The organism is Peribacillus frigoritolerans (assembly GCF_004358755.1).
In the GTDB taxonomy this organism is placed as follows: domain Bacteria; phylum Bacillota; class Bacilli; order Bacillales; family Bacillaceae; genus Bacillus_P.
This window is the reverse complement of record NZ_SMZY01000004.1, coordinates 324,485-336,415: the sequence shown is the minus strand read 5'-3', so window position 1 is coordinate 336,415 and position 11,931 is coordinate 324,485. Positions and strand designations below refer to the sequence as shown.

Here is an 11,931-nt window from a genome sequence, read left to right as displayed (position 1 = left end):
ATCACGTAAGTGAGTAAGAACCCTGAAAGATGATCAGGTTGATAGGTCTGAGGTGGAAGCGCGGTGACGTGTGGAGCTGACAGATACTAATCGTTCGAGGACTTAACCACAGTCTAATAAAGTGTAATATGTAAGTGAATCTTGTTATCATACGTTATCTAGTTTTGAAAGAATAACATTCTTTCTTCAATTGCATATTGTCTGGTGACGATGGCAAAGAGGTCACACCCGTTCCCATGCCGAACACGGAAGTTAAGCTCTTTAGCGCCGATGGTAGTTGGGGGTTTCCCCCTGTGAGAGTAGGACGTTGCCAGGCACGCATAAAAAGAGAACAGCAGAGATGCTGTTTTTTTTTATGGAAAAAAGAGAGAACTTATTTAAAATGCTGCACGTGTTTGAAATAAGTGAGCAGAAAAGGAGCATAGACGAGCGTGAATTTCAGGGAGCGAGCACAAATGACCGGTTAGCGAGCATAAATAGGAAAGCTGCTGTCATCCAGTGTATGATTGAGCAGAAGCTCCAGGCCAAGGCCGAATTTTTTAAAAAAGACACAATCTACATGTAAATAACTCTGAAAATGGCTCTTTCTAGCTTTCCTTGCAAAATTAATCTATTAAATACCATTTCAAACGCTCATTTCAACGAGCTGCACGAGCTTACTCTCTGCAAACCGTGTTCTGCGATTCGTTAAAGTGCTCTAACTCTCCAGAAGTCACGTTTCACTCTCCGGAATCGGCATATAACTATCCGCGCGCGCCATTCCCCCATTGTGTCTTTCCAGAAACTTTAGTAAGATATGACCTGTTACCTTCATTAGAAGGTAGAACACGGTTAGGAGGAAGTCGATTGCTTTCAAATAGTGTAACGATGGTGTTAATCATCTTGCTCATCAATATTGTTTATGTATCATTTTTTACGATACGCATGATTTTGACGTTAAAGGGTCAGCGGTATTTAGCGGCTTTTATCAGTACGATTGAGGTTGTTATTTATGTCATTGGCCTTGGGCTGGTGCTCGATAATTTAAATGAGATTCAGAACTTGATTGCTTATGCCGTTGGTTATGGCATTGGTGTTGTTGTAGGGATGAAGATTGAAGAGAAGCTTGCTCTCGGGTATATTACAGTTAATGTGATTTCAACAGAGAGTGAGAAGGATTTGCCGGCGATTTTAAGAGACCGCGGATATGGTGTGACAGACTGGATGGCGAACGGGCGCGAAGGCGATCGTTTGGCGATGCAGATTCTGACGCCGCGCAGGTATGAGCTGAATTTATATGCTGCGATTAAGGAGCTTGATCCGAAGGCGTTTATTATTGCTTTTGAACCAAAAACGATACACGGCGGTTTCTGGGTGAAGGCTGTAAGAAGGAGCAAGATTGAGGTATGACGGATAAACCTAAAAAGCGAAAGTTTGAAGTGCTTGATGGCGAGACGATTGACAGCTGTCTTTCCCGTATGCAAAAAGAAGGATACATGCCTGTAAGAAGAATGGAAGAGCCCATCTTTAAAGAAGAGAAGGTAAATGGTGCTATTGAAGTGGTACCTTATGGTAAAAAGATTGTTTTTGAAGGAAAACTGATCTAAATACGAACGTTTTTGTCTCGATAAACATTATTGTTCGATTTTGCGTTGACAACTTCTCAAGTGTGCTGTTATGATAAACATGGATATGAAAACGAATGTATTTTACCTCATATAAAGTCGGGAATATGGCCCGAAAGTTTCTACCCGATAACCGTAAATTATTGGACTATGAGGGAAAGTAATTTTCAGCCTGTCATGGAACGGCTTTCTTTAAAAATGTTCTGATGCCCGGTTTGTGTTGCTTTCTCTTATAGAGAAGCGATGCATGCTGGGCTTTTTTTATGGATAAAAAAGGTGGGATATAGAATGGAAGCAGCGGTTGGAATTATTATGGGAAGCACGTCTGACTGGGAAACGATGAAGCACGCGTGTGAGATTTTAGATGAGCTGCAGGTGCCTTACGAGAAAAAAGTCGTTTCGGCGCATCGTACACCTGATTATATGTTTGAATACGCAGAAGATGCTAGAAATAGAGGGTTAAAGGTTATTATTGCAGGTGCAGGCGGTGCAGCACATTTGCCTGGCATGGTAGCAGCGAAGACAACGCTTCCTGTTATCGGAGTGCCTGTTCAGTCAAAAGCGCTGAATGGCATGGACTCCCTGCTGTCAATTGTTCAAATGCCCGGAGGTGTTCCAGTTGCAACAGTTGCGATTGGAAAAGCGGGAGCGGTAAACGCGGGGCTGCTTGCTGCACAAATCTTATCCATAACAAATGGTGAGATTGAAGAAGCGCTGGAAACAAGACGTGAACGAACGAAAAAAAACGTGCTGGAAAGCAGTGATGAGCTTGTCTAACAAAACGATCTTGCCGGGTTCTACTATTGGAATTATCGGCGGCGGACAGCTTGGCAGAATGATGACGGTGGCTGCCAAAAGCATGGGATATGATGTGGCTGTTTTAGATCCGACCCCGAACTCACCGTGCGGACAGCTTGCAGACTATGAAATTACTGCTTCATACAATGATTTATCAGCGATAAAGAAGCTTGCTGAACTTAGTGATGTGATAACTTACGAGTTTGAAAACATAGATTACGAGGCTTTAAAATGGATTGAAGAGAATGCATACCTGCCTCAAGGTTCTGTCCTTCTCGCTTTAACTCAAGATCGCGAGACAGAGAAAAAGGCGATTACAGACGCGGGCTGCAAGGTTGCAGACTACAGGATTGTCAAAACGGCAGAAGAACTTTCCGCTGCTGTGCAAGAACTTCAGTATCCATGTGTTTTGAAAACATGCAGAGGTGGCTACGATGGTAAAGGGCAGGCTGTGATCAGGCAGGAAAGCGATATTCCTGAAGCTTCAGAGCTTTTAAACAGCGGTGCATGTATTTTGGAAAAATGGGTGTCTTTTGAAAAAGAGATCTCGGTGATTGTTGCCAGAAACTCTGATGGAGAAATCAACTCTTTTCCAATTGCAGAAAATATCCATGTAAACAATATCCTTCATCAAAGCATCGTGCCTGCAAGAATACAGGAAAAGGTTGCAGTAGAAGCAAGAAAACAGGCAGACCTGCTTGCAAAAGCGTTTAGCCTGGTCGGGACACTTGCCGTTGAAATGTTTGTGACAGAAGACGGTGAAGTATTTATAAACGAGCTTGCTCCAAGGCCGCACAATTCTGGTCATTACACGATTGATCTTTGCGAGACGGATCAATTTGAGCAGCACATTAGAGCTGTATGCAATTTGCCCCTCGGAAAGCCGGCGCTGCTGCATCCTGGGCTGATGGTCAACGTTTTAGGCGAACATATGCCGCTTATTTTAAATAATCTTTCGTTATTCCGCGAAGGTAAGATATACTTGTACGGTAAAAAAGAGGCGAAGCACAGACGGAAAATGGGGCACGTCACTTTTTTAACAGAGGTAATTGATGAGACAGAAACAGAGATCAATAAACTATGGGCTCAACAATAGAACGGAGGATTTATCAATGATTGAACGCTACACAAGACCTGAAATGGGTGCAATTTGGACGGAAGAAAACCGTTTTAAAGCTTGGCTAGAGGTTGAAATACTTGCATGTGAGGCATGGGCTGAGCTTGGGCACATCCCAAAGGAAGACGTAAAGCTGCTTCGTCAAAACGCTTCATTTGATATTAACCGCATCAAAGAGATAGAAGAAGAAACACGCCACGACGTGGTTGCTTTTACAAGAGCCGTTTCTGAAACGCTTGGAGACGAAAGAAAATGGGTGCATTACGGCTTAACTTCTACAGACGTAGTTGATACCGCTCTTTCTTATCTTTTAAAACAGGCTAACGATATTCTCTTAAAAGACATTGAAAACTTTGTTGAGATCTTAAAAAACAAAGCGATTGAACACAAATACACAGTCATGATGGGCCGTACACATGGTGTACACGCTGAGCCGACGACGTTTGGCCTTAAGCTTGGCCTGTGGTATGAGGAAATGAAACGCAACTTGGAGCGCTTCAAGCGTTCAGCAGAAGGCATTGAATTCGGAAAAATGTCCGGCGCAGTTGGTACATATGCAAACATTGATCCATTTGTTGAAGCATATGTGTGTGAAAAATTAGGCTTGCAGGCAGCTCCAATCTCCACTCAGACATTGCAGCGCGACCGTCACGCAGATTATATGAGCACACTTGCTTTAATTGCAACTTCAATTGAGAAATTCGCAACAGAGGTTCGCGGTCTTCAAAAGAGTGAAACACGCGAGGTTGAGGAATTCTTTGCAAAAGGACAAAAAGGATCTTCAGCAATGCCTCACAAACGCAACCCGATTGGTTCTGAAAACATGACAGGTCTTGCAAGAGTCATCCGCGGGTATATGATGACAGCTTACGAAAATGTGCCTCTATGGCATGAGCGCGACATCTCACACTCATCTGCAGAGCGAATCATTCTGCCGGATGCAACCATTGCATTGAACTACATGCTGAACCGTTTCGGCAACATCGTGAAGAACTTGACGGTTTTCCCTGAAAACATGAAGCGCAACATGGACCGCACACTTGGCCTTATCTACTCACAGCGTGTTCTTCTTGCCTTGATTGATTCGGGTATGACGCGTGAGCAGGCTTATGATATCGTGCAGCCAAAAGCGATGGAAGCATGGGAAAAACAAGTGCCATTCCGCAGCCTGGTAGAAGCGGATGGAACAATCACAGACCGTCTATCAAGTGAACTGATTGATGACTGCTTTGACTACAACTACCACTTAAAAGGTGTAGATACGATTTTTGAGCGTTTAGGTTTATAAAATCAAAAAACTATGAGGTAAATAATTTATTTGCCTCTTTTTTAAAGAAGCACTTCGGTGGTGTCCGGCTCCATCGCCCAACTCCTCGGCCAGAACGGCTCCGCCAGTAAAGGCAAAAAGCGCCTTTTCTGTCGGATCCTTATCTGTCTGTCGGAGCTAAACGGGCGATTCCGCACTTCGATTTCCCAATATTCTGTCGTTAACAGGAGGATTTTCATGACTATTCAAAAGTTGAACCTGCTATATGAAGGCAAGGCAAAGCAAATTTACCGCACAAATGAAGATGCAGTTTTACTAGTTTCATATAAAAACTCTGCAACAGCCTTCAATGGTGAGAAGAAAGCTGAAATCGAAGGAAAGGGCCGTTTGAATAATGAAATCTCGACGCTGCTGTTTGAAAAGCTGGCTGAGAACGGCATTGAAAGTCATTTCATCAAAAGGCTTTCCCAAACGGAGCAGCTTGTCAAAGAGGTTTCGATTGTGCCGCTTGAGGTCGTAGTCCGCAACATCATGGCAGGAAGCCTCTCAAAGCGACTTGGAATTGAGGAAGGAACACCGCTTAAAACTCCAATTGTAGAATTCTATTATAAAAATGATGATCTGGGTGATCCTCTTATCACGGAAGATCACATTGAACTCCTTGAAGCTGCAACGAAAGAGCAAGTACAGGAGCTGAAGGAAGCGGCATTAAAAGTGAATCAGGTTTTGATCAGCCATTTCAAAGACTGCGGCATCCGCCTGGTGGACTTCAAATTAGAATTTGGTTTAACAAAGGATGGCACGCTGCTTTTAGCAGATGAGATTTCGCCTGATACTTGCCGGTTATGGGACGAAAAAACGAACGAAAAGTTTGATAAAGATGTTTTCCGCCGTGATATCGGCAGCTTAACAGATGCATACTCAGAAATTTTAAATCGTTTAGGAGGAGAAACAGCATGTACAAAGTAAAGGTATTCGTTACACTCAGAGAAAGCGTTCTTGATCCACAGGGAAGCGCGGTACAGCACGCATTGCACAGCATGAACTACAAAGAGGTTAACGATGTTCGGATCGGAAAGTACATGGAGCTTACGATTGAAAAGACTGAGCGTGACCTGGACGCAACGGTTCGTGAAATGTGCGAAAAGCTGCTTGCAAATACAGTCATTGAAGACTACCGCTATGAGGTGGAGGAGGTTGTCGCACAGTGAAATTCGCCGTCATCGTTTTTCCGGGATCAAACTGTGATATCGATATGTTCCACGCTGTCAAAGATGAGCTTGGAGAAGAAGCAGAGTACGTTTGGCATGATGAAACAGATCTAAGCCGTTTTGACGGCATTCTCCTTCCTGGGGGATTCTCATACGGAGATTACCTTCGTTCCGGTGCGATTGCCCGTTTTGCAAATGTCATGAAGGAAGTTGTTAAAGCTGCTGAAGCGGGCAAGCCGGTTCTTGGCGTCTGCAACGGATTTCAGATTTTACTTGAAGCAGGTTTATTGCCTGGTGCGATGAAGCGCAATGAAAACTTGAAATTCATGTGCCGTCCGACAAAGCTTATCGTTCAAAATGAAAAAACAATGTTTACCTCTGCCTATGAAAAAGAGCAGGCCATCTCTGTTCCAATCGCACATGGTGAAGGAAACTACTATTGTGATGAGCTGACTTTAGAAAGATTAAGAGAAAACAATCAAATTGTCTTCACATATGAAAACAATCCAAATGGAAGTTTGGAAGATATCGCGGGAATCGTCAATGAGCGCGGAAATGTTCTAGGAATGATGCCGCATCCGGAACGTGCAGTTGATGCACTGCTTGGAAGCGCGGACGGACTGAACTTATTTAAATCGATCGTGAAAAACTGGAGGGAATCTCATGTCACTACTGCTTGAACCAACACAGCAAATGATTAAAGAAGAGAAAATCTACCGTCAAATGGGCGTTAGTGATGATGAGTTTTCAATGATTGAAACGATTATGGGACGCCTGCCGAATTATACAGAGCTCGGCATTTTCTCTGTCATGTGGTCAGAGCACTGCAGCTATAAAAATTCCAAGCCCGTTTTAAAGAAGTTCCCGACTACAGGCGAGCATGTTCTTCAAGGACCTGGAGAAGGTGCAGGGATCGTTGATATTGGAGATGAGCAGGCAGTTGTGTTTAAAATCGAAAGCCATAATCACCCTTCGGCGATTGAACCTTATCAAGGGGCAGCAACAGGCGTAGGCGGAATCATCCGTGATGTCTTTTCGATGGGTGCTCGTCCTATTGCTCTATTAAACTCTCTGCGCTTCGGGGAATTAACATCTCCTCGCGTTCGCTATTTGTTTGAAGAGGTTGTCGCAGGTATTGCTGGCTACGGAAACTGCATCGGTATTCCTACAGTCGGAGGAGAAATTCAGTTTGATCCTTCTTATGATGGAAATCCGCTTGTAAATGCGATGTGCGTCGGCTTAATCAACCATGAAGATATTAAAAAAGGTGTAGCAAAAGGAATCGGCAATACCGTAATGTATGTGGGCGCTAAAACAGGACGCGACGGCATTCACGGCGCTACATTTGCATCAGAAGAACTGACAGATGCATCAGATGAAAAACGCCCTGCTGTCCAAGTAGGCGATCCGTTTATGGAAAAGCTTTTGCTTGAAGCTTGTCTAGAGGTTATAAAATGCGATGCTCTTGTTGGCATTCAGGACATGGGAGCTGCCGGACTTACAAGCTCGACTGCTGAAATGGCGAGCAAAGCAGGTTCAGGCATCGAGATGAATTTAGATTTAGTGCCTCAGCGTGAAGCAGGAATGACACCTTATGAAATGATGCTCTCAGAATCACAGGAGCGGATGGTATTAGTCGTTGAACGGGGCCGTGAAAAAGAAATCACCGACATTTTTGACAAATATGAGCTTGAAGCAAAAGCAATCGGGGTTGTAACAGATGATAAAATGCTCCGTCTTCTCCATAAAGGTGAGGTTGTTGTAGAAATTCCGGTTGATGCATTGGCAGAAGAAGCACCAGTCTATTACAAGCCATCTGCTGAGCCGGCTTATTACAAAGAGTTTCAGGAGATGGAAGCAAGCACGCCTGAAGTGGGCGACTTGAAAGAAACGCTTCTGAACCTCTTAAAACAGCCGACAATTGCGAGCAAAGAATGGGTTTATGATCAATATGACTACATGGTCCGCACAAATACGGTTGTAGCGCCTGGCTCTGATGCAGCGGTTCTCCGTATTCGCGATACAAATAAAGCACTTGCGATGACAACAGACTGCAACTCAAGATATCTTTACCTCGATCCTGAGGTTGGCGGAATGATTGCCGTTGCTGAAGCAGCACGCAATATCGTCTGCTCAGGCGGAAGACCTCTTGCAGTGACAGACTGTCTGAACTTTGGGAATCCGGAAAAGCCAGAGATCTTCTGGCAAATCGAAAAAGCAGCTGATGGCATGAGTGAAGCATGCCGCGTGCTGAATTCACCGGTAATTGGCGGAAACGTATCGCTTTATAATGAAACAAACGGAACGGCTGTTTATCCGACACCTGTTATCGGGATGGTTGGACTCATTGAAGATACAAAATACATTACAACACAATCCTTCAAAGCAGCAGGCGACCTGATCTATTTGATCGGAGAGACGAAAGCTGAATTTGGCGGCAGCGAGCTGCAAAAAATGGTACACGGCAAGATTTTCGGCAAAGCACCTGAAATGGACCTTGGAGTTGAAGCAGAGCGCCAGGCGCAATTATCTGCAGCCATTCGCGCAGGATTAGTAGCCTCTGCCCATGACGTAGCAGAAGGCGGCTTGGCAGTAGCAGCTGCAGAAAGCACATTCGGCACGAACGGACTTGGCGCAAGCATCACAGTAAATGGCGAAGCAGTTGCCGCGCTGTTCAGTGAAACACAGTCCCGCTTTATCGTGACAGTTAAGCCTGAACACCAGACAGCTTTTGAAGAAATGACAGATGCTGCACTAATCGGAAGCGTAACAGAAGATGCAGCCTTCACTGTGAAGAATGAAACAGGCGAAATCTTAATTCAATCGAATGTAAGCGCGCTTGAAACAGCTTGGAGAGGAGCGATTCCATGCTTGCTGAAATCAGAGGGTTAAACGAAGAGTGCGGAGTGTTCGGAATTTGGGGACACTCTGAGGCACCGCAAGTCACATATTACGGCTTGCATAGTCTTCAGCACAGAGGTCAAGAAGGTGCCGGGATTGTTTCAACGGACGGGAAGAAGCTGACTTGTGTAAAAGGGCAGGGCCTGATCACAGAAGTATTCAGCGGCGGCCGTCTGAATGATATTAAAGGAAAAGGAGCCATCGGCCACGTTCGCTATGCGACGGCTGGGGGAGGCGGTTTTGAAAATGTTCAGCCGCTTCTTTTCCGTTCTGAAAGCGGCGGCCTGGCTCTTGCCCATAACGGGAACTTAGTGAATGCAAACGGGCTGAAGCATCAGCTTGAAAATCAGGGAAGTATTTTTCAATCAACATCAGACACAGAAGTGCTTGCTCACTTAATTAAGAGAAGCGGTTACTTCTCAATGAAGGATAAAATTAAAAATGCCCTGACGATGATCAAAGGAGCGTATGCTTTCTTAATCATGACGGAAACGGAAATGATGGTTGCGCTGGATCCGAACGGTCTTCGCCCATTATCAATCGGCATGCTTGGCGACTCTTATGTTGTCGCATCTGAAACGTGTGCTTTTGACATTATCGGTGCTGAATATCTTCGTGAGGTTGAACCTGGAGAGCTGTTGATCATTAACGATGACGGCTTGCATTCAGAGCGCTTCTCCATGAACGTCAACCGCGCGATCTGCAGCATGGAATACATTTATTTTTCAAGACCTGACAGCAACATCGACGGCATTAATGTTCATACAGCGCGCAAAAACCTTGGGAAACGCATGGCCGTTGAAGCTCCATTTGAAGCAGATGTTGTCACAGGGGTGCCGGATTCAAGTATTTCAGCAGCGATTGGCTATGCAGAAGCATCCGGTATTCCGTATGAGCTTGGATTGATCAAAAACCGTTATGTCGGCAGAACGTTTATCCAGCCATCACAGTCTCTGAGAGAGCAGGGCGTGAAAATGAAGCTGTCTGCCGTACGGGGCGTTGTTGAAGGCAAGCGGGTTGTCATGGTGGATGATTCCATCGTGCGCGGAACAACGAGCCGCAGAATCGTTAACATGCTGAGAGAAGCGGGAGCAACGGAAGTGCATGTCTGCATTACGTCACCGCCTATCAGCAATCCATGCTTCTACGGAATTGATACATCATCAACGGAAGAATTGATTGCAGCGAGCCACTCAGTGGAAGAGATCCGCAAAATAATTGGGGCTGACACGCTGACTTTCCTAAGTGTAGAAGGTCTGCTTGAAGGAATTGGACGCCCTTATGAAGGAGAACGCCGCGGTCAATGTTTAGCTTGTTTTACAGGGAAATATCCGACTGAAATTTATCCAGATACAGAATTGCCACATGAAAAGGAAGAAGTAATGACGAAATAAGAGCGGGGGAATGTGTGATGTCAAACGCATACAAGCAGGCAGGCGTTGATATAGAAGCTGGCTATGAAGCCGTTTCGCGAATGAAAAAGCATGTAGCTAAAACAATGAGAAAAGGCGTTATGGGAAGCCTCGGCGGATTTGGCGGCATGTTCGATCTTTCAGAGCTGAATTATAAACAGCCGGTCCTCGTATCGGGCACAGATGGTGTAGGCACAAAGCTCAAGCTTGCATTCCTTATGGATCAGCATGATACGATTGGTGTAGATGCAGTCGCGATGTGTGTGAATGATATTCTTGCACAGGGCGCAGAGCCATTGTTCTTCCTTGATTATTTGGCGCTTGGAAAAGCAGAGCCTGTCAAAATCGAGCAGATCGTCAAAGGAGTAGCAGACGGCTGCGAGCAGTCAGGCTGTGCTTTAGTAGGCGGAGAAACAGCCGAAATGCCTGGTCTATATGACGGGGACGAATATGACATCGCAGGCTTTGCGGTTGGCGCTGTCGAAAAAGAAGAGATTGTTACAGGCGAGAATATCCGTGCAGGTCACGTCTTAATCGGTCTTTCCTCAAGCGGACTGCACAGCAACGGTTTTTCATTAGTACGCAAGATTTTGCTTGAAGATCACGGTCTTTCATTAAAAGAGCAATTTGCACCGCTTCAGCATTCGCTTGGAGAGGAATTGCTCCGTCCGACTAAGATTTATGTGAAGCCGGTATTGAAAGTTTTGAAGAAGTATAAGGTAGATGGCATGGCCCACATTACGGGCGGCGGATTTATTGAAAACATTCCGAGAATGCTGCCTGAAGGCTTAGGGGCAGAAATCGATTATGGCTCATGGCCGATTCCTCCTGTCTTTGATTTGCTGCAGGAAAAGGGGGCGCTCAGCCAGGAAGAAATGTTTAACATCTTTAACATGGGCGTCGGCTTTGTTTTAGCGGTTGAATACAAGCAGATGCACAATGTCATCAATGAAATCGAAAAGCACGGAGAGAAGGCTTATATCATCGGACGTGTGAAGGAAGGCCAGGGCGTCACATTTGGCGGAGGCTCTCTCACATGATGAAGATCGCCGTATTTGCTTCTGGAACGGGCTCTAATTTCCAGGCTATTCTAGATGAAGTGAAGAGCGGAGGACTGGCAGCGGAAATTGCGCTTCTTGTTTGCGACAGACCGGGAGCAAAAGTCGCCTTACGCGCTGAGAAAGCAAACATTCCTGTCTTCGAGTTTTCACCGAAGGAATTTAAAAACAAGGAAGCATTCGAAACGATTATCCTGAATCAATTGAAGCAGTATAACGTTTCCTATGTGGTTCTTGCGGGATATATGAGACTCATTGGAGAAACGCTGCTTACCGCTTATCCAAAGAATATCATCAATCTGCATCCATCCCTGCTGCCGTCCTTTCCAGGAAAGGATGCCATCGGCCAGGCTTTTCAAGCAGGAGTCAAAGTAACAGGGATTACGATCCACTTTGTAGATGCAGGCATGGATACGGGCCCTATAATTGCGCAAAAAGCACTTGAAGTAGAAGAGTCCGACACTCTTGAATCCTTATCTGCTAAGATCCATAAGCTTGAGCACGCATACTATCCGCACGTACTAAATACCCTTTTCCAAAAAAGAGAGTTAGAGGTGTAAAGA

General features: G+C 45.2%; 13 protein-coding genes, 2 rRNA genes and 1 riboswitch. All 15 genes read left to right on the top strand.

The window, feature by feature from the left end; all coding sequences use genetic code 11:
• Nucleotides 1-110: ribosomal RNA gene (locus E2R53_RS19300) — 23S ribosomal RNA — on the top strand; the annotation flags it as partial.
• 90 nt (nt 111-200) lie between these two features.
• Nucleotides 201-316 (top strand): 5S ribosomal RNA (gene rrf / locus E2R53_RS19295).
• Between the two features lie 24 nt (nt 317-340).
• A complete protein-coding gene (locus E2R53_RS19290; RefSeq protein WP_133313375.1) occupies nt 341-565 on the top strand; it encodes a hypothetical protein in 225 nt (74 codons plus the stop codon).
• A 281-nt stretch (nt 566-846) separates the two neighbouring features.
• A complete protein-coding gene (locus E2R53_RS19285) occupies nt 847-1,389 on the top strand; it encodes a DUF2179 domain-containing protein (protein ID WP_133313374.1) in 543 nt (180 codons plus the stop codon).
• Nucleotides 1,386-1,586 carry an NETI motif-containing protein gene (locus tag E2R53_RS19280; RefSeq protein ID WP_133313373.1) on the top strand — a complete coding sequence of 67 codons (201 nt, stop codon included), beginning with the start codon at nt 1,386-1,388 and terminating at the stop codon, nt 1,584-1,586. The genes E2R53_RS19285 and E2R53_RS19280 overlap by 4 nt, the downstream gene beginning before the upstream one ends.
• A gap of 87 nt (nt 1,587-1,673) precedes the next feature.
• A riboswitch (purine riboswitch) is annotated at nt 1,674-1,775 on the top strand.
• 117 nt (nt 1,776-1,892) lie between these two features.
• Nucleotides 1,893-2,381, top strand: a complete 489-nt coding sequence (gene purE / locus E2R53_RS19275; protein ID WP_133313372.1) for a 5-(carboxyamino)imidazole ribonucleotide mutase — start codon at nt 1,893-1,895, stop codon at nt 2,379-2,381.
• On the top strand, nt 2,368-3,498 hold the full coding sequence (gene purK / locus E2R53_RS19270) for a 5-(carboxyamino)imidazole ribonucleotide synthase (protein ID WP_435796807.1): 1,131 nt from the start codon (nt 2,368-2,370) through the stop codon (nt 3,496-3,498). The genes purE and purK overlap by 14 nt, the downstream gene beginning before the upstream one ends.
• 16 nt (nt 3,499-3,514) lie before the next feature.
• On the top strand, nt 3,515-4,807 hold the full coding sequence (purB, locus tag E2R53_RS19265; protein ID WP_133313370.1) for an adenylosuccinate lyase: 1,293 nt from the start codon (nt 3,515-3,517) through the stop codon (nt 4,805-4,807).
• 222 nt (nt 4,808-5,029) lie between these two features.
• Nucleotides 5,030-5,755, top strand: coding sequence for a phosphoribosylaminoimidazolesuccinocarboxamide synthase (gene purC / locus E2R53_RS19260; RefSeq protein ID WP_070875317.1), 726 nt, complete (start codon nt 5,030-5,032; stop codon nt 5,753-5,755).
• Entirely contained in the window at nt 5,743-5,997 is a 255-nt protein-coding gene (gene purS / locus E2R53_RS19255; protein WP_070875309.1) for a phosphoribosylformylglycinamidine synthase subunit PurS, read from the top strand. The genes purC and purS overlap by 13 nt, the downstream gene beginning before the upstream one ends.
• Nucleotides 5,994-6,677, top strand: coding sequence for a phosphoribosylformylglycinamidine synthase subunit PurQ (gene purQ / locus E2R53_RS19250; RefSeq protein WP_133313369.1), 684 nt, complete (start codon nt 5,994-5,996; stop codon nt 6,675-6,677). Before purS ends, purQ begins: the two co-directional genes overlap by 4 nt.
• A complete protein-coding gene (gene purL / locus E2R53_RS19245) occupies nt 6,661-8,889 on the top strand; it encodes a phosphoribosylformylglycinamidine synthase subunit PurL (protein WP_133313368.1) in 2,229 nt (742 codons plus the stop codon). The genes purQ and purL overlap by 17 nt, the downstream gene beginning before the upstream one ends.
• Entirely contained in the window at nt 8,865-10,292 is a 1,428-nt protein-coding gene (gene purF, locus E2R53_RS19240; protein WP_133313367.1) for an amidophosphoribosyltransferase, read from the top strand. Before purL ends, purF begins: the two co-directional genes overlap by 25 nt.
• A gap of 17 nt (nt 10,293-10,309) precedes the next feature.
• Complete coding sequence (purM, locus tag E2R53_RS19235; protein WP_133313366.1) at nt 10,310-11,350, top strand: phosphoribosylformylglycinamidine cyclo-ligase; 1,041 nt, start codon at nt 10,310-10,312, stop codon at nt 11,348-11,350.
• Entirely contained in the window at nt 11,347-11,928 is a 582-nt protein-coding gene (purN, locus tag E2R53_RS19230; RefSeq protein ID WP_133313365.1) for a phosphoribosylglycinamide formyltransferase, read from the top strand. Before purM ends, purN begins: the two co-directional genes overlap by 4 nt.
• The last annotated feature ends 3 nt before the right edge of the window (nt 11,929-11,931 follow it).